This window comes from Haloferax sp. DFSO60, assembly GCF_046557615.1.
In the GTDB taxonomy this organism is placed as follows: Archaea; Halobacteriota; Halobacteria; order Halobacteriales; family Haloferacaceae; genus Haloferax.
The window spans coordinates 133,009-150,334 of record NZ_JBKIII010000001.1; the positions used below are offsets into that span (position 1 = coordinate 133,009).

Sequence of the window (17,326 nt, forward strand, 5' to 3'; positions counted from 1 at the left end):
GGTCAATCCAACCGGCCGTCACGAATCTCGGCTTGCTTCGCACCGAGTGTTGAGATGTGATCTTGGAGCCGTTCTTCTGCTTCGTTTGGACCCTCGTACTCGGCGATATTTCGAAGTGTATGCTCGATACCGTATTCGTATGCCAGTAATTCCTCTTCGAGTGAGTAGTGCTGCTGGTTCGTGAGGTGGTGGAGTACCGACCACCAACCGATAGGTGGCAAGTCGCCGTCCGTCTCTTGGAGGGTCTCGACTGCATTCAGATGTGTCTCAAAGGTCTCGTAGATGTGTTTGCTCATCTTCGCCGAGAGTTCCGAAACTGTCGTTGACAGTTCGACGTACTCCGTACCCATCTCGTCTCGTGCTTCGTCGAGGTCGATAACGGCAACTTGCTCCCACGATTCGATACGGCCGCACTCAACTAGTGAATCCCATCGGTCTCGCTCAATCTCAACAATCTGGTCAGCATTTCCATGAAGAACGAGTGCAACGACGCTCGATTCTCCTGTTTGTGGATGGTCGTCGAACGCAAAGGAGACTCCTTCACAAGCGTCGTGTTGAGGAAGTCTCTCAATCGCGTCTACGGCGTACGCTCGAACAACTTGGTCTGCCTCGTGCTCAGTACTCGCCGTAAGAAGAACGTGCGTTATCTCAGTCACTACGCGAACATTTATTCGATTTGTTATGAAGGCTCGGCTTACGAGGACTTCAGAATGTCTTTGATTCGTCGAGCTTCTCCCCCGAGCGAGGGGTTCTTCTCGACGATTTTCAGCACCTCGTGGTCCGTCACGTCTGGGTAGGCCTTGCCAGTGGCCTCTTCGATGAGTTTCTTTTCGAGACGGAATTCGGTACCCTCGTACACGACATCGACGCCTGCATCGTCAAAAGAAAGAACCGTCATATCTCACTCTCGTTCCTCCGAGTATTTAAACTCACGTCGTCGCCCCGACTCAACTCTGTGCATGTGTGACATGTGTCTTGCGGACCGTTTATTAGTGCCCGCGTATTGGTTCGGAGCGTGTCACTCGGCACGGACCCCCTCGAAACGCTCGAAATCCCTGACGGGACGACGGTCGAAGAACACGACCTCGTGACCGATGGAGATGTTATAATCGGCGGACAAAGCACCGTCGAATTTGGCGTCCGCGGTCGGAGCGTCATCGCCGGTGAGCGCGTCACCTTCGGCGGCGATATCGAAGCAGAGGGCGACTGCCGACTCGACTTACTCGACGACGTGGCCGGAAACGTCCTCGTCGGCGAAGACGCCTACCTCGGTGAGCGCGTCCGCATCGGCGGCCGTCTCATGGTCTCTGGCGACCTCGATATCGGTGACGACGTGGATATCGCCGAAGGCTTCGAAGCCAACGGCTGGATCGTCATTCGGAACCCTGTTCCGACACTGGTGTTCTACTTTATCGTCCTCTCGCAGCTCCTTCGTCTCGGCGAACAGGATGCTGCAGACGACCTTGCAGAATCGCTGTCGGGCGAATCTCCCCACGACCCGCTCGTCATCCCGCGAAACGCAACCGTCTCGGACGACTCGTGGCGCGTTTCGACACCTGCGACTATCGGCGACGAGTGCCGGATTCACGGGAACGTTCGCGCACGGAGCATCGACCTCGGCGAGGATAACAACGTCTTCGGGAGTCTCCGCGCCCGCGACGACATCGTCGTCGGCCCCGGAACCCGGATTCACGGCGACGTGACGACGCGAAACGGCGAAGTTCACATCAAACGCGGCGCGCGAGTCCTCGGCGACGTGTCGTGTAAAGACCTCGTCTTCGACGAAGATGCGCTCGTGGACGGCACGATGCGCGCTCGCGGCGAGATGCGCATCCATCGCTCGAATCTCTCGCGGACTCAGGAATAACGAAAATCGATTTTTGCGTCTCCCCAAGGGTTAATCTCTTACTTGGAGAGAGGAATGTATGGACAAACGATTGAAACTTATTTTCGTCGCCCTCATGGTGCTTCTCGCCGGGTGTGCCGGTGCCGGTGCGGGTGACGGTGGGAGCGCCCAAAGCGGGGGAGCAGAGAGCGCCGATTTCGATGACGGTACCTCGGTGTCTGTCGAGACGGGTAGCGGAGGCGATGCAGAAGAAGAGCGCGTCGATTCCCTCCAAGTACAGCAACGAGCGGTCATCAAAAACGGCTTTATCGACTTGACGGTCGAGAACTTCTCACAGTCACAAACTGATGTCGAATCGACTGCCTCCTCCTACGGCGGATACATCAGCGACTCGAACGAGAACGTCAACCGACGCAGTGGCGGTACCTACCGGTCTGGAACCCTCACCGTTCGCGTTCCGTCTGAGGATTTCGAAGCGTTCATGTCCGATATGAAGGAAGTTGGCGAAGTCGAACACGTGGAGACGAACTCCCAAGACGTGACCGACCAGTTGGTCGATATCGAAGCGCGTCTGAGCAACCTTCGGGTCCAGCGTGACCGCCTCCGCGAACTCTACGAGAACGCGAATACGACCGAAGACGTCCTCGCAGTCGAAGCGCGATTGACGGAGGTCCAGACCGAAATCGAGCGTCTCGAAGCCCAACAGGCGTCGCTCGAAAGCCGTGTCGCACTCTCGACCGTTCGCGTTCACCTCTCTGAGCAACCACCCGGACCGGCACAGTGGTACGACGTGCCCGTCTTGCAGGCGTTCCTCGAATCTATCGACGGCGTGTTTGTGACCCTCCGCGCACTCGTCGTCGCACTCGCCTACGCCTTGCCGTATCTCGTCGTCTTCGGCGGCCTATTCGCACTGTTCGGCAGTGGCGTGGTCTTCGTTGGCCGTCGCGCCCTCCGTCGATTGCGCACCTGAACGGCGTCGCACTTTTTCTCTCCGTCGCGGCGAGCGTTTTTCCGCCTTCGAATCGTCTGTCAAGCTATGCTCTCTCTCGCACTCGCCGGTAAGCCGAACGCCGGTAAATCCACGTTCTACACGGCGGCGACGCTCGCGGACGTCGACGTTGCCAACTATCCCTTTACGACCATCGACGCGAATCGCGGTATCTCCTACGTTCGAACCCGATGCCCGTGTCTCGACCGCGACGAGCGATGTGAAAACTGCGAAGGTGGTGTTCGTTACGTCGCCGTCGAACTCGTGGACGTGGCGGGGTTAGTTCCCGGCGCACACGAAGGGCGAGGCCTGGGAAATCAGTTTCTCGACGAGTTGACGAACGCCGACGCCATCATCAACGTCGTAGATGCCTCCGGCGGGACCAACGCCGAGGGTGAACCCGTCGAAGTTGGGTCGTTCGACCCGGTAGAAGAAGTCGATTTCATCGAAGACGAACTCGAACGCTGGCTTGCGGGCATCATCGACCGCAACTGGGAGTCGGTGATTCGAAAGTCGCGCTCCCCGGATTTCGACCTCGACGACGCGCTTTCTGACCTCTTGACGGGAGTTGGTGCGAGCGAATACGATATCGCTGTCGTCCTTCGCCAACTGGAGTATTCCGCGAACCCACAGGAGTGGACGGACGACGACCGATTGACACTCGCCCGTGCGATTCGCCAGCGGACGAAACCAATCATCCTCGTCGCCAACAAGATGGACATCGCACCCGACGAGAACCTCGAACGTCTCGAAGCGACCGGAAAGCCAGTCATCTCGGCTACTGCCGACGGCGAACTCGCGCTTCGTCGGGCGGCGGATGCCGGAGTTATCTCGTACCACTCGGGCGACGACGACTTCGAGATAACGGGCGATGTAAGCGGTGCCCAAGAGAAGGGCTTGGAGCGAATTCGCGGACTGATGGACGAGTTCGAAGGGACCGGCATCCAGACTGCGCTCAACACTGCGGTCTACGACTTGTTGGACCACATCACCGTCTATCCGGTACAGAACGAGTCGAAGTGGACCGACGGGACTGGAAACGTACTTCCGGACGCCTTTTTGCTCCCTCGTGGCTCGACACCCCGCGATTTGGCCTACGCTGTTCACTCCGACATCGGCGATGGCTATCTCCACGCTGTCGATGCGAGAGCGAAGCGCCGAATCGCAGAAGACCACGAACTCAGCGAAGGCGACGTCGTGAAAATCGTCTCGACCGCGAAATAGCACCGGTTCGGCTGCTTTTCCCACTGAGAGAATCGCTCACGCACGACCAGCTCTGTTTGAATTCGAACTTATAAACCAAATATTGCTATACAAAACCTGTTGTGAGGACTCTCATCTGAAGTGGTCGAATTCCGCGAAAATGTGTGAATCGCTGAACCGCCCGAATAGTTCAGCGTGCCTCCGACAGGACTCGGTGTGTGCCAGTCGAAAGTGGTTGGAGTGCCTCTGAGTCGATGTGTGGGCCTGAACAAGTCGTTCCTGCGTGCATCCAATTGAGCAGGTGGTTGATGCTGACTCGGTGATTGGATACCAAACAGCCACATCCGGCTAGTTGCTCATCCCACACATACGGACACCACTGGAATCGGTAAATGGGCTGTTACTCAAAGGTGAGGTTTCGACAGTTTTGGAGACTAACAGTCTAGAGTGACAACAGCACACATCAATACCGCTGAGCGCCACACGTCTGTAAGTGAATACGTATGCCGACTGAGAATTTTGGTGGAGAAGACAACAGACGGCGCGGCAGTGTGGTAAATGCCGGCATCGACGAGTTGGTGACACTCGACCGCGTTAGCGACTCCGTTCTGGTTCTCGATACGGACGCTCGCGTCGTCTACGCAAACGATGTCGCACTCGACAACTGTCGCACGCTCGGCTACGACGGAGAACTCGTCGGCGAGATTTTCTGGGACACGTCGCCGAGAGCCGCTGAATCGCAACTCGTCACAGAAGTCCCACAAGCACTCGCTGCCCAAGAACCGGTCGAGTTCAGAGAACACTACGAACCACTCGACGTGTGGTTCGAGACACGAGTGTACCCGACCGAAGACAGTGTGACCGTCTACTCACGAAACGTCTCTGAAGAGGTTCGTCGGGGGGAAGACCTCGAACGATTCGAGACGATTACGAAGACGATGCAGGATGGAGTCTGCATTCTCGATGAGACCAACTCGCTCGTTTTGGTGAACGATGCATTCGCCCGAATGGTTGGCTCCGAACCGGAGACACTCATCGACAAACGTGTGTCGCTGGTGTTGGGTGAGGAGATTGCCGAACAGACCATGACAGCGCGTGATGGGCTTGACCACGGTGAGACACACCGATTCGAGACGACTGTCGAGATTCGAGAGGCTCCGATGCCAGTCGAAGTGTTGGTTTCGTCGTCACCTATCGACGACGACTACACTGGTACCGTGTGCGTGGTCCACGACCTGACGCAGCGAAAGCAGTTAGAAGCAGAGACGACGGAGACGAAACGAGAGCGCGACGTTGCCCTCGACCGGGTTGACGACAGTATCTATTCGCTCGATGAAGAGTGGCGATTCACCTATGCAAACCGTGTGACGCGACGGATGGCTCGACTCAGTCCAGACCATTTCTCGCCGCAGATGCAACTTCTCGGTGAACAGATTTGGGACGTGTTTCCTGATGCAAAAGAGAGCGAACTCTACGAGAAAGCACACGCGGCGCTCGAAACCCAAGAGTTGCAGACGCTCCGAGAGTACGCCCCTCACCTCGAACGGTGGTTCGAATCGACTATCTATCCCTCTGAAAGCGGCGTCACCGTCTACGCGAGAGACATCACCACACAGGTGTCGCTCGAAGCAGAGTACGACGAAAAGAACCGTGTCCTCGACAGGGTGTCAGATATGGTGTGGGGCGTCGATAACGACTGGCAGTTTGCCTTCGCTAACGAGGCGGCGCTCGCGTTCGCTGGCCGCAGCAGAGAAGACCTCATTGGAGAGGTCATCTGGGACGTATTCCCAGAAGCGAGAGAGTCTGAGTTCAGTGCAATGGCGAAACGAGCGATGGAGACACGTGAGTCTGCAGAATCGCTCGAACTTTCGCTGGTCGATGGCCTCTGGTTCGAGACTCGAGCCTACCCCTCTGAATCAGGAATTACGTTCTACGTTCGAAATGTGACTGAGCAGAAACTGCTCAAATCCGAGCTCGACGAGATGTTCGACAGAATTACCGACGGATTCTACGCTCTCGACAACGAGTGGCGCGTCGTCTTCTGGAACGCCGCGATGGAACAGCGAACTGGACGCACAGCAGACGAGGTTCTCGGGAAGAATATACTCGAACTCTTTCCGGAAGTGTTCAAAGAAGAGATGATAGCGGAATACGAACGCGCATTCGAGACACAGCAACCCACCACGTTCGAAATCTATCACGACGAGATAGACGTTTGGAACGGAATAGCGTTGTATCCCTCCGAATCCGGTCTCTCGGTGTATTCGTCGAACGTCACAGAGCGAAAGAAGTACGAACAGGAACTCGAAGAGACGAAAACTCGACTCGAACTCGCACTGGACGGCGCGAACACCGGCATCTGGGAGTGGGACATTCTCGAAGAGAGGGTCGTCTGGGATGGGAAAACGAGCGAAGTCTTTGGTCTGGAACCGGGTGAGTTCGGCGAAGCATTCGACGATTTCATTGAATTAGTTCACCCCGATGATGTGGCTGGTCTCGAACAACAAATCACTGACTCGATATCCAATTCGAAGCCGTACATCGTCGAATTCCGGTTCATCCGACCCAGTGGCGAGATTCGATGGGCGGAGTCTCGTGCACGACTCTACACAGACGAGACAGGAGAACCGGTCAGTATGCTTGGTGTCACGACAGATGTCACCGAACGCCGAGCGCGCGAACAAGCGCTTCGAGACAGCGAAATGCGTCTCCGAAGTGTCGTCGAGAACGCCCCTGTCGTGCAAACGGTGTTCGATGCAGATGGAGTTGTCACCCTCTCTGAGGGTCGAGGGCTCGAATTGCTTGGTCGAAAACCAGGTGAGGCAGTTGGCTCTTCGCTGTTCGATATGTATGCCGACTATCCAGATATCCTCGAACAGATCGAGAGTGTCCTCTCCGGCGAGCGTGTACATACAACCATCAATTTCGACGAGTTGTACTTCGAGACGTGGCTCGAACCGACGTTCGACGACGATGGCTCGCTCACACAGATCATCGGCCTTTCGGTCGATGTCACCGACCGAATACAGAGCGAACAAGCGCTTCGAGACAGCGAAATACGACTTCGGAGTGTCGTCGAGAACGCACCTGTCGTTCAATCGATGATCGATGCTGACGGCGTACACAGACTCTCCGAGGGTCGAGGGCTCGCGCTCATTGGACGAGAGCCAGGTGGTATCGTGGGGCAGTCTGTGTACGAAGTGTACGCCGACTTCCCCGACATCGTCGAACAGGTAGAGTCTGCACTCGCCGGTGAACACGTCCATACGATATTCAGCTACGACGACTTCTACTTCGAGACGTGGCTCGAACCGATATTCGACGATGATGGCACTCTTCTGCACGTCATCACACTTTCTGTCGATATCACAGACCGGTTCCAGTACGAACAGACACTCACTGGACTCCACCGCTCGAGTCGGCAGTTCCTCACCGCCGAGACGAAAGCCGAAGTTGCGAACGTCGTCGTCGAGACCGCGACTGATGTACTCGACCTCAGCCCTGTCAGGGTTCTCCTCTTCGACAAACAGTCGAATAGTCTCAAACCCGCCAGTACGTCTTCTGCGCAGACAACTGACGGAGATACTGTGAGTTACGGGCCTGACTCGTCGTACTGGAAACAGTTCTTCGCCGTGGACGTGAGCGACGAAAACGCTGAGAACGAAATTTGCATCCCACTTGGCCCACACGGGTTGTTCGTCGCCGAGAGTGCCGACCAGCAGCAAGACCCCGACGATATCGTCGAATTGGTCGAGTTGCTCGCGACGACCGCCGAAGCAACGCTGGACCGTGTCGAACGCGAGGAGTCGTTACTCGACCGTGAAGCGGTTCTCAAAGAGCAGGCCATGCGACTCGAGCGCCTCCACGAACTCAACGAGCAACTGCGGAACATCGAACACGTCCTCGTGATGGCCGAAGGCCGCACCGAAATCGAACAGGGCATCTGCCAACGCTTCGTCGAACCCGACCGATTCGCGTTTGCGTGGTTCGGCACGGTCGATAGTGGGACGGTTACGCCGACTCGGTGGGCAGGGACCGAGCGTGGCTATCTCCCTGCTATCGAAACGCTTGCCGACGATACCGAACCCGCGACGATTGCGGCGAAGACACTCGAACCGGTGGTTATCTCGTCAGTTGCCGACCGGATTCGAGACGAACCGTGGCGAAAAGAGGCTCTCGCCAGTGGCTATCAGTCGGTCATGAGTGTCCCACTCGTCTACGACGGTCGAATCTACGGTGTCTTGACCGTTTATGCGACCGGCAACGACGCATTTGACCGAATGAGCCGATCGGTTATCGAAGACCTCGGCGGGACGATTGCCTACGCTATCAACTCCGTCGAGACGAAACGCGGATTCCTCTCGGACCGCGTCGTCGAACTCGCCTTGCGCACCAAACGGTCGAACGACCCCCTCGCACGACTCGCAACGCGAACGGGAGCGACGATTCGATTCGATGGGCTCGTCCACGGCGCGGAACACCAACGTATCTTCTTCACCGCGACTGGCGTCAGCGCGGACGATATCGTCGCTGGAGGCGAAGAGAGTACAGATATCGAATCCATTCGCGTGATTTCCGAACAGGACGACGGCGGCACCTTCGAGATGCTCTCGTCGTCTTCGATGTTCGTTACGGTCCTCGCCGACCGAGGTGCGGTTCCACGGACGGTCGAGTCCACACCGGACGAAACCCTTGCGATAGTCGAACTCCCGCACCTCACGGACGTCGGAGGGTTTATCCAGTCACTTCGGCCACGATTCAACGATATCGAGTTGACAGCACGACGTGACCGCGAGCGCGCGCCACAGACGAAAGCGTCGTTCGCAGAGGCGTTTAAATCGGCCATCACGCCACGGCAGTTGGAGGTCCTCGAAACGGCGTACTTCGCTGGATACTTCGACTCTCCACGAACGACAAATGGGCAAGACGTGGCGTCGCTGCTCTCGATTACCCAACCAACGTTCAATTACCACCTCAGAGCAGGAGAACGGACGCTTCTCAGGATGCTCATCGACGAATCGCCAGGAGAGTCTAGATAGTGAGTGTCGCGTGACTGGATTCCCAACCAGTTGAGGCTAAATTGTTTTTCACTGTTTTCACCATCTTCCAGTGAGAATGACTCCCCCTGTGAAAAATAGGCCGTCACATACAACCCGGGCATCAAGAATCAGTGAGGCTGTCGTCGAGGCACTCGCAGCGAAGCGGGACGCCGACCCGCTATCAGTCACTCCATTGTACAACGCAATCGACCCAGAGGCACTCGATATGTTGTTTGCGCCGACACTGGATTCGTCTGTCCGACCAGGCGGGACGGTTCGGTTTCAACTGACTGATTGTGAGGTCAAAGTAACTGTCGAGGACGGCGATGCACACGTCGAGATCACCCATTGTACTGAACAGACATAATGGTCGAAAGCTATCGAAACGGCCCGGACGACGGCGGTCCCAAAGTAGATACTTCGACACGCTGTACGAACTGTGGTTCACACATCGACACGTCGCAGTGGTTTCCCATCGTGACGGAACTCGAAGAAGAGTCAGTTATCTTGTACACGTTCTGTGACGACGACTGTCTCGACCAATGGACTTCCATGAACCAGTCTGAATCGTAATTGCCGCGTACGCTCTCGCCCTTTCTCACGGAGACGGGAGAAAATTCGTTATTCGGATGGTGCTGGAACTGTCAGCACGGGAACCGACGCCGATTGAGTTACGCCATCGGCGACGCTCTGTGGTGAGAAAAACCTCCGAATCCCCGAGCGGTTCGGTTCGCCGACGACGATGAGGTCGGTGTCGTTGTGTTCGGCGTACAGTGAAATCTCTTCGGCAGGAGTCCCGTACCGGAGTTGCTTCGTGACGCGGACGTCTGCGTCGTCTGCCATCGTCTCGACTGCTTCGAGTGAGGACGAGGCCTCGGACTCGCGCTGTTCGACGACCATATCCCAGTGGTCGATAGACGAGTTCATCTCGACGATGGACAGCACATCGATAGGCACGCCGTGAGCGGCCGCCAGCGAAACGCCTGCCTCGACGACGTGTTCGTCCACCTCTTCGCCAACTGCCAGCAAAACCCGGTCGAAGGGACTGTCAGTCTCCGCTGCCGGGCTGCTGGCGACGGTCGTCGTCGAAACCGTGGTTGAATCTCCCGTCTGCGTAAACGAAGTTGCCATTATTTTCTCTCAATGGCCAGGATAGTATATATCTGTCCAGAAAATAATTCGAACAGTGTCTAACTATCACATCGTGCGCCGGTTTCAACGAGTGAATAGTATTCACTCTATGAATAATTCTGACAAAACACCTCAAAGACTATCTGCCCGCTAGGAAAAGTACGGCCATGGCGGAACCCCTCGAAGAAATCGAGTTCCTCGCGCGTTCGCCAAATCGGATTCGTGTGCTGGAGGCGCTCGCAGACGAGCCACACTCTCGCCGCGACTTGCAGTCCAAGACTGCGGCGTCGCAACCGACGCTCGCGCGAATCTTGAGTGACTTCGAGGAGCGGCAGTGGGTCGAAAAAGGCGGGTCCCAGTACGAGGCGACACCGCTCGGTGAACTCGTCGCCGACGGCTTTACCGACCTCATCTCTATCGTCGAAACCGAGACGCGCCTGCGAGGAATCGCCGAATGGCTTCCGACCGACCAACTCGATATGGACCTTCGTCGGTTCGACGACGCACGAATCACGCGGCCAACCCGAACGGACCCGAGCGGGCCGCTCAAGCGCGCACTCGACCTCTCCGCGCGTGCTGAGACCCAGTGCATCGTCTCGTACGTCATCAACTACGAGATGCTCGAAACGCTCTCCGAAGCGGCAGTCGAGGGGTCACAGTCGTTTCGCGCGGTCATCGCGCCGGAGACAATCGAGATGGTTCGCGGCGACGACACCTCGTGGACACGATTCGAGCAACTGGTCGGTGCCGATGCTGCCGACTTTCGCGTCACCGACGAACCGATTCCCTTCGCAATGGGCGTCGCCGACGAGACGGTCTACTTCTTCCTCAGAGACGAGGACGGCATCTTGCGGGCACTCTTAGAGTCCGACGACGACGACGTTCGCTCTCAAGCGATGCAAACTGTGGAATCGTATTGGGACGATGGTCGCGCTATCGACCCATCGGTGTTCGACTCGTAACCCGATTCTGGAATACGTCTCGCAGGTAACATGATACTGGTGGCCACCGTATGGTGGCTATGGCAATCGAGTCACCTTCGCTGACACCACCTCGACTCTCCTTTCCTGAGTCGCGGTTTCTCATCGGTGTCGGCCTCGCGGTCGCTCTCATCGCGGGACTCATCTTTCGAATCGTCGGGCAACTCGTCCTCGACCCGGCCCAACCGCTCGTCGTCGCCGGGGTGTTCGTCGTCACGATTCCGGCGATGTGGCTGTTAGCAGTCGCTATCTTTCGATGGCGTGGTCACACTGGTGGCGCGCGCCGCGAGGCCGCGGCGATACTCGTCGTTCCGGGGATGATTATCGACGCCCTCTCGACGGCGCTGTTTTCGGTCGTCTATCCGAACATGGAACCGACCGCCGGGACGCTCTTCGGTGGGTTGCTCTTGCTCGCATACGCGACAGTGTTGGTTGCGGGATTCGTAACTGGATAAGTCGAACGAGAAAGTCGAGTCCTGTTCTTCAGACGACGGCGTCGTAGGCCTCGCGCATGATTTCGATTGCTTCTTTCAGCGAGTCGGTGTCCGTCGCGTACGACAGACGAGCGTAGCCGTTGCCGTGTTCACCGAAGGCTTCACCGGGGACGATGATGACGCCGCGTTCGATACACTCGTCGACGAAGCCTTCGGGGACTTCGGGCATCGCGTAGAATGCGCCTTTCGGCGTCGGGACGGTCAGGCCGATATCTTCGAGTCCCTCGACGATGAGGTCACGGCGCTCGCGGAAGGTGTCGGTCATCTCGTCGATGCGCTCTTGTGGGCCGGTGAGCGCGGCTTCTGCGGCGAACTGTGCAGGTGCAGATGCACAGGCTTGCGCGTACTGATGGACGCGAACCATGCGCTCGACGCGGCGGGACGACCCGTAGACCCAGCCGAGACGCCACCCAGTCATCGAGAAGAGTTTGGATGCCGAATTGACGACGACGACGTTGTCGGTTTCGGCGTACTCGATTGGAGAGTAGTGGTCGCCGTCGAAGACGGTGTACTCGTAGACTTCGTCGGAGATACAGAGGATGTCGTGTTCGTCCGCGATGCGAGCGAACTCCTCGATGTCTTCCTGCGGAGAGACTGCGCCGGTCGGGTTACCGGGACTGTTGACGATAAAGACTGCCGTGTCCTCGGTGATTGCTTCTTCGACGGCGGCAGGGTCGAGCGTCAGGTCGTCGCGGAGGGGAACGGGAACGGGTTCGCCCCCGGCGAGTTTCGTCAGAGCGTCGTAGGAGACGAATCCAGGGTCGGGAATGATGACTTCGTCGCCTTGGTTGACGTGGGCCTCGATAGCGATGTGAAGTGCTTCGCTCCCGCCTGCGGTAGCGATTATGTCGTCGGGCGAGAGGTCGATTCCCTGGTCACGCTGGTGTTTTTCCGCGATAGCTTCGCGGAGACTGAGGATGCCCTTGTTCACCGTGTATCCGTCCGCTTCGCCCGACTCGATGGCGTCGATAGCGGCCTGTCGCGCGTGGTCGGGTGCCGGAAAGTCCGGTTGGCCGAGTCCGAGGTTGATGGCGTCTTCGCTCGCCGCCTCGAACACCTTGCGAATACCGCTGATGGAAATCCGCTCGACCCGTTCGGAGAAATGCGTCATATTTTACTCGGAGTCGCCATTCGGGATAGTTCTTCCCACGCACGATTTTGCGAGAACAGTTGCTCCACTGACGATTCAGCACTCGATTACCAGTCATAATTTCCGCTATCTGTGATGGGTCATATTCTGGTAATCAATACGTACAGTCTCCGAGAAGAGCTATTTCACCGCCTGTGCAAGTATTGCGGTGACTGATTCGCCGCCCATGATTACCGCGTGCGTGCGCCGAATAAGGCCGTATTCCATACGCACACGTAATGACTGAGCCATCACGCACAGCAACGACTCGAAGACGATTCATTCAGGCCTCGGGACTGGCGGCAACCGCCGGTCTCGCTGGCTGTCTCGGCGGGTCTGGCGGCAGTGGCCTCGACGAACTCGACGTCGCGTACATGCCAATCTACCCCGACATGCAGTACTTCGTGATGCAAGAAGAGGGCATGTTCGACGAACTCTCTGTGCCCGTCTCGGGCAAGAAGTTCTCTGACGGGCCGAGCATCGTCCAGGCCTCGGCGAAAGGCGACTTCGACGTGATGATGTTCGGCATCGTCCCCGCGATGATTGTCATGGACAAGGGCATTCCAGCGAAGATTACGGCGGCGAACATCCAGAACGCGATGGAGATTCTCGCCACCGACGAGTTCGCCGCGATGTGGGACGAACACGGCAAGGAAGCCTTCGCACGATTCGAAGAGGAGAAGGGCCGCAAGTTCACCTTCGGTACCTTCCCACCAGGTTCGGTCCCCGATATTCTGCTCCGCTACTGGATTCAGAACACGCTCGGCCTCGACCCCGAGAACGACGTGAACATCAAGGGTCTCGGCGGTGCGGCCGCCGTCCAGCAGGCACTCCTCTCGAACAACGTGGACGGGACGAGTATCATGGAGCCCGTTCCGACCGTCATCGAGGCGAACGACGCGCCCTTCCAGGCAATCGACTGGGCGGGTGACTTCATGCCCGGCCAGCCCGCGGCGGTCACGCTCATGCACGACCGACTCCGCGAGGAGAACCGCGAGGTCGCCTCCGAGTTCATCCGACTCCACGAAGAAGCAACCCAGTTCGTCGCAAACAACCCCGACACCGCCGCAGAACACGCGAGTACGGTCATCGGTGAGAGCGCCCTGCCGGTCGAAACCGCTCGTGCCGCGCTCGACTCACGCGCTGCGGACTTCATCACCGACCCGCACCGAATCGAGTCGGGTGCGAAAATCTTCTCTGAGTACGCCCAGACGCTCGGAAAGACCGAAGCACAGCTCTCAGTCGACGAGATGTTCGACTACGGTATCTACGACTCACTATGAGTAACGACGAAGTCGGCAGTAGCGTCGCCCGCTTGGACGCCGACGAGCGACTGCTCGACCGAATTCTCGGTTTCTCCTCGGAATCGACGTGGCTCGCGTTCGGTGGGTTTGCCGGCTTCCTCGTCGTCTGGTACGTCGCCGCGCTCTTCCAACCGACCTATCTCCTCCCGTCGCCGGTCGAAGTGCTTGCCGCGTTCCTCACCGAACTCACCGCCCCCGCGATGCTCTCGATTCCGTTTACTGGGGTCGAGATTCCGGCGACGCGCCTGCTCGTCAAACTCATCCAGAGTCTCTACCACTACATCCCCGGGCTACTCATCGGGACAACCCTCGGCATCGTCATGGGTGTCGCCATGGGATGGAATTCCCGTGTCGATAGCGTCTTCACGCCTGTCACGCGCATTCTGCGACCCATTCCTCCGCTCGCGTGGATTGGATTTGCCGTCATTTGGCTCGGCGTCAACCACCAAGGTGCGACGTTCATCGTCGCTATCGGGTCGTTCTGGATTAACTTCTACAACGCCTACGGCGGCGTCGAGGGTGTCTCCGAGAACCTGAAAGAAGTCGCCGCGACACTCGGCGTCGACGACGACATCACGATGATTCGAAAGGTCATCATCCCAGCGGCGAGTCCGTCGATTATGACCGGCATTCGGACGAGTATCGGCCAATGTTGGATGATTGTTGTCGCCGCCGAACTCATCGTCGGCGTCGGCGTCGGCTACGAGATTCTCAACACCGCACAGAACCTCGCGATGGACGTGTCTGTGGCGTACATGCTCGTTATCAGCCTCGTTTTCCTCGTGAGTGACGGCCTCTTCCGCCGGGTCGAACGGCGGGTCTTGGAGTGGCGCGCATGAGCCGAAATGAGACTCTCTCCGACGTCGTTTCGGTCGAATCTCTCGGCAAGACCTACGAATCCGACCGCCGAACCGTCCGCGCACTCGCAGACGTGAACTTCTCCGTCGAAGACGGTGAATTTGTCTGTATCGTCGGTCCCTCCGGGTGTGGAAAGACCACCTTGTTCCGCATCATCGCGGGACTCGAAGACGCAACCGCAGGCGTCGTCAAACTGGACGGGTCGCCCGTCTCTGGACCCGGCACGGACCGCGGGATGGTCTTCCAAGAGTACGGTTTGTTCCCGTGGCGAACTGTCGCCGAGAACGTCGCGTTCGGCCTCGAAGAACAGGGAATCGAAGAACCCACACGCTCGGCACGCGTGGACGAGATGCTCCAACTCGTCGGCCTCGACGGCTTTTCGGATGCCTATCCGAAGGAACTCTCCGGCGGGATGAAACAGCGCGTCGGCATCGCCCGTGCGCTCGCCGTGGACCCCGAACTCCTCCTCATGGACGAACCGTTCGGCGCGGTTGACGCCCAGACCCGAGACATGCTCCACGGCGAACTCCTCGACATCTGGTCGGAGACGGACAAGACCGTCCTCTTCGTCACTCACGACGTTGAGGAAGCAGTCACGCTCGCCGACCGCGTGGTCGTGATGGCTGCGGACCCCGGTCGTGTCCGCGAAATCGTCTCTATCGACATCGACCGTCCGCGCGGACGCACTGAGAGCGAATTTGCGGAGTACGTCGAACAGATTCGCGACCTGATAGGCGAGTAACTACTCCTCGCGCGCCTCTCGCAACTTCTCGACGTGCGACCCAATCAGCGAGAGCGTCGCGTCCGCGTCAACGTAGCCTCGGTCGTAATCTTTCATCGCTTGGTTGTACTTCTGCAAGAACGTCGCTACGGCGTCGTCCAGTTCGTCGCTCATACCGCTTGTTGGCTCGCCATCCGATTTGAACCTTCGGCACTCACTGTTCGAGGTTCACTCATCTTCGCCTCGCCGACCGTCGATTTATGAACACGCCTCGCTAATCGGTGGTCGTGACGACCCTCCGATTCGAGGACGGAACCATTCATCTCGAAACCGACCTCGATATCTCGCTTCCCGGCGTCGAAGCCGACCCCCGAAGTGGTGGCTATCGCGCCCCTGCGATGGAGTATGCCGCGGTTCGAGACGAGCTTTCGAATCGGGGAATCGAGTTCGAAGACTCACTCACACTCGAATCGGACCTCTCGCTTTCGACGACGTACGACCTCCGTGAGTACCAGCAAGCCTCCCTCGATGCGTGGCTCGATGCAGACGCACGTGGTGTCGTGGAACTGCCGACCGGGGCCGGAAAGACCGTGCTTGCAGTCGGCGCGATGGCGGCGCTCTCGGTTCCGACGCTCGTCGTCGTCCCGACGATAGACCTCCAAGACCAGTGGATTCGAGAACTCGAAACCGAGTTCGACGTGCCAATCGGTCGCTTCGGCGGCGGCGAACAGACCCAAGAAGCCATCACCGTCTCGACGTACGACTCGGCGTACCTCCGCGCCGACGACGTGGGCGGCGACTTCGGCCTCGTCATCTTCGACGAAGTACACCACCTCGGCGGCCAAGGCTATCAGGACATTCCGCGCATGCTCGCCGCACCTGCTCGTCTTGGACTCACGGCGACGTTCGAGCGACCCGACGGCGCACACGAAGCAATCGAGGAATTAGTCGGACCACGCATCTACCAACTCTCTGTCGATGACCTCGCGGGCGACCACCTCGCGGACTACGAGATTCGGCGACTCGAAGTCGAATTGACGCCCGAAGAACGCGAGGAGTACGAATCAGCCCAGGAGACGTTCGTCTCGTATCTGCGAACGTCTGGTATCTCCATGCAGTCGGGCAGCGATTACCAGAAACTCGTGATGCGCTCGGGTAACGACCCACGAGCGCGGGAAGCACTCCTCGCAAAACAGCGCGCTCGGGACATCATGATGGGGTCGGAGGCGAAAATTGACCATCTCTCGCGTCTCCTCGCGCGCCACCGCGACGACCGAGTGATTATTTTCACCGCCTCCACGGACCTCGTCTACCGAATCGCGACTCGATACTTAGTCCCGCCAATCACGAACGAGACCGGCACGAAAGAGCGAAAGCAGATTCTCGAACGCTTCCGCGACGGCACCTACGACACGGTGGTGGCCGCAAACGTCCTCGACGAAGGGGTGGACGTGCCCGATGCGAACGTGGCGATTCTCCTCTCTGGGTCAGGGTCGGAACGGGAGTTCACACAGCGATTAGGACGAGTCCTTCGCCCGAAATCGGACGGCTCGACCGCAGTTCTCTACGAACTCGTGAGCGTCGAAACGGCGGAAGAACGAGTGGCAAATCGGCGTCGATAGCGGATTTTCTG

At 58.1% G+C, this 17,326-nt stretch carries 17 protein-coding genes; 12 read left to right on the top strand and 5 right to left on the bottom strand.

Annotated features, from left to right (window positions below):
- Nucleotides 1-2: 2 nt before the first annotated feature.
- Together ACK509_RS00655 and ACK509_RS00660 are read right to left on the bottom strand one after the other, a co-directional pair.
- Nucleotides 3-656: a hypothetical protein gene (locus tag ACK509_RS00655; RefSeq protein WP_410764525.1), complete on the bottom strand. Its 654-nt coding sequence runs from the start codon at nt 654-656 to the stop codon at nt 3-5.
- A 38-nt stretch (nt 657-694) separates the two neighbouring features.
- On the bottom strand, nt 695-898 hold the full coding sequence (locus ACK509_RS00660) for a DUF5800 family protein (protein WP_410764526.1): 204 nt from the start codon (nt 896-898) through the stop codon (nt 695-697).
- Nucleotides 899-1,015: 117 nt separating this feature from the next.
- Here ACK509_RS00660 and ACK509_RS00665 point away from each other — a divergent pair, with 117 nt between their 5' ends.
- The 6 genes from ACK509_RS00665 (at nt 1,016) to ACK509_RS00690 (ending at nt 9,649) form a co-directional block, all read left to right on the top strand.
- On the top strand, nt 1,016-1,867 hold the full coding sequence (locus ACK509_RS00665; RefSeq protein ID WP_410764527.1) for a polymer-forming cytoskeletal protein: 852 nt from the start codon (nt 1,016-1,018) through the stop codon (nt 1,865-1,867).
- A gap of 58 nt (nt 1,868-1,925) precedes the next feature.
- A complete protein-coding gene (locus ACK509_RS00670) occupies nt 1,926-2,816 on the top strand; it encodes a DUF4349 domain-containing protein (RefSeq protein ID WP_410764528.1) in 891 nt (296 codons plus the stop codon).
- A 66-nt stretch (nt 2,817-2,882) separates the two neighbouring features.
- On the top strand, nt 2,883-4,058 hold the full coding sequence (locus tag ACK509_RS00675; protein WP_410764530.1) for a redox-regulated ATPase YchF: 1,176 nt from the start codon (nt 2,883-2,885) through the stop codon (nt 4,056-4,058).
- 530 nt (nt 4,059-4,588) lie between these two features.
- Complete coding sequence (locus ACK509_RS00680) at nt 4,589-9,076, top strand: PAS domain-containing protein (RefSeq protein ID WP_410764531.1); 4,488 nt, start codon at nt 4,589-4,591, stop codon at nt 9,074-9,076.
- 76 nt (nt 9,077-9,152) lie between these two features.
- Entirely contained in the window at nt 9,153-9,443 is a 291-nt protein-coding gene (locus ACK509_RS00685; RefSeq protein ID WP_410764533.1) for a HalOD1 output domain-containing protein, read from the top strand.
- Nucleotides 9,443-9,649, top strand: coding sequence for a hypothetical protein (locus ACK509_RS00690; protein ID WP_410764534.1), 207 nt, complete (start codon nt 9,443-9,445; stop codon nt 9,647-9,649). Before ACK509_RS00685 ends, ACK509_RS00690 begins: the two co-directional genes overlap by 1 nt.
- A gap of 48 nt (nt 9,650-9,697) precedes the next feature.
- Here ACK509_RS00690 and ACK509_RS00695 read toward each other — a convergent pair whose 3' ends face one another.
- Nucleotides 9,698-10,207, bottom strand: a complete 510-nt coding sequence (locus ACK509_RS00695) for a universal stress protein (protein ID WP_410764535.1) — start codon at nt 10,205-10,207, stop codon at nt 9,698-9,700.
- 167 nt (nt 10,208-10,374) lie between these two features.
- On the opposite strand from ACK509_RS00695, the gene ACK509_RS00700 reads away from it, so the two are divergent.
- Both ACK509_RS00700 and ACK509_RS00705 read left to right on the top strand, forming a co-directional pair.
- Complete coding sequence (locus tag ACK509_RS00700) at nt 10,375-11,169, top strand: helix-turn-helix transcriptional regulator (RefSeq protein WP_410764536.1); 795 nt, start codon at nt 10,375-10,377, stop codon at nt 11,167-11,169.
- Between the two features lie 59 nt (nt 11,170-11,228).
- The gene (locus ACK509_RS00705) at nt 11,229-11,642 is read left to right on the top strand and encodes a DUF5367 family protein (protein WP_410764537.1); all 414 of its coding nucleotides are present in this window, start codon (nt 11,229-11,231) and stop codon (nt 11,640-11,642) included.
- Between the two features lie 28 nt (nt 11,643-11,670).
- Here ACK509_RS00705 and ACK509_RS00710 read toward each other — a convergent pair whose 3' ends face one another.
- Nucleotides 11,671-12,792: a pyridoxal phosphate-dependent aminotransferase gene (locus ACK509_RS00710; protein ID WP_410764538.1), complete on the bottom strand. Its 1,122-nt coding sequence runs from the start codon at nt 12,790-12,792 to the stop codon at nt 11,671-11,673.
- Between the two features lie 257 nt (nt 12,793-13,049).
- Here ACK509_RS00710 and ACK509_RS00715 point away from each other — a divergent pair, with 257 nt between their 5' ends.
- From ACK509_RS00715 to ACK509_RS00725, 3 genes are read left to right on the top strand one after another with little or no spacing between them, the layout of a single operon-like run.
- Complete coding sequence (locus ACK509_RS00715; protein WP_410764539.1) at nt 13,050-14,093, top strand: ABC transporter substrate-binding protein; 1,044 nt, start codon at nt 13,050-13,052, stop codon at nt 14,091-14,093.
- Entirely contained in the window at nt 14,090-14,953 is an 864-nt protein-coding gene (locus tag ACK509_RS00720) for an ABC transporter permease (protein WP_410764540.1), read from the top strand. The genes ACK509_RS00715 and ACK509_RS00720 overlap by 4 nt, the downstream gene beginning before the upstream one ends.
- Nucleotides 14,950-15,714, top strand: coding sequence for an ABC transporter ATP-binding protein (locus ACK509_RS00725; protein ID WP_410764541.1), 765 nt, complete (start codon nt 14,950-14,952; stop codon nt 15,712-15,714). Before ACK509_RS00720 ends, ACK509_RS00725 begins: the two co-directional genes overlap by 4 nt.
- Here the strand turns inward: ACK509_RS00725 and ACK509_RS00730 are convergent, their stop codons facing one another.
- Complete coding sequence (locus ACK509_RS00730; RefSeq protein ID WP_410764542.1) at nt 15,715-15,867, bottom strand: hypothetical protein; 153 nt, start codon at nt 15,865-15,867, stop codon at nt 15,715-15,717.
- A gap of 113 nt (nt 15,868-15,980) precedes the next feature.
- On the opposite strand from ACK509_RS00730, the gene ACK509_RS00735 reads away from it, so the two are divergent.
- Complete coding sequence (locus ACK509_RS00735) at nt 15,981-17,315, top strand: DEAD/DEAH box helicase family protein (RefSeq protein ID WP_410764543.1); 1,335 nt, start codon at nt 15,981-15,983, stop codon at nt 17,313-17,315.
- Nucleotides 17,316-17,326: the final 11 nt, after the last annotated feature.

Coding starts and splice junctions, on each gene's coding strand:
- ACK509_RS00705 (WP_410764537.1), top strand. CDS start 11,229: ATGGCAATCGAGTCACCTTCGCTGACACCACCTCGACTCTCCTTTCCT.
- ACK509_RS00685 (WP_410764533.1), top strand. CDS start 9,153: ATGACTCCCCCTGTGAAAAATAGGCCGTCACATACAACCCGGGCATCA.
- ACK509_RS00695 (WP_410764535.1), bottom strand. CDS start 10,207: ATGGCAACTTCGTTTACGCAGACGGGAGATTCAACCACGGTTTCGACG.
- ACK509_RS00660 (WP_410764526.1), bottom strand. CDS start 898: ATGACGGTTCTTTCTTTTGACGATGCAGGCGTCGATGTCGTGTACGAG.
- ACK509_RS00730 (WP_410764542.1), bottom strand. CDS start 15,867: ATGAGCGACGAACTGGACGACGCCGTAGCGACGTTCTTGCAGAAGTAC.
- ACK509_RS00715 (WP_410764539.1), top strand. CDS start 13,050: ATGACTGAGCCATCACGCACAGCAACGACTCGAAGACGATTCATTCAG.
- ACK509_RS00675 (WP_410764530.1), top strand. CDS start 2,883: ATGCTCTCTCTCGCACTCGCCGGTAAGCCGAACGCCGGTAAATCCACG.
- ACK509_RS00670 (WP_410764528.1), top strand. CDS start 1,926: ATGGACAAACGATTGAAACTTATTTTCGTCGCCCTCATGGTGCTTCTC.
- ACK509_RS00700 (WP_410764536.1), top strand. CDS start 10,375: ATGGCGGAACCCCTCGAAGAAATCGAGTTCCTCGCGCGTTCGCCAAAT.
- ACK509_RS00725 (WP_410764541.1), top strand. CDS start 14,950: ATGAGCCGAAATGAGACTCTCTCCGACGTCGTTTCGGTCGAATCTCTC.
- ACK509_RS00720 (WP_410764540.1), top strand. CDS start 14,090: ATGAGTAACGACGAAGTCGGCAGTAGCGTCGCCCGCTTGGACGCCGAC.
- ACK509_RS00710 (WP_410764538.1), bottom strand. CDS start 12,792: ATGACGCATTTCTCCGAACGGGTCGAGCGGATTTCCATCAGCGGTATT.
- ACK509_RS00690 (WP_410764534.1), top strand. CDS start 9,443: ATGGTCGAAAGCTATCGAAACGGCCCGGACGACGGCGGTCCCAAAGTA.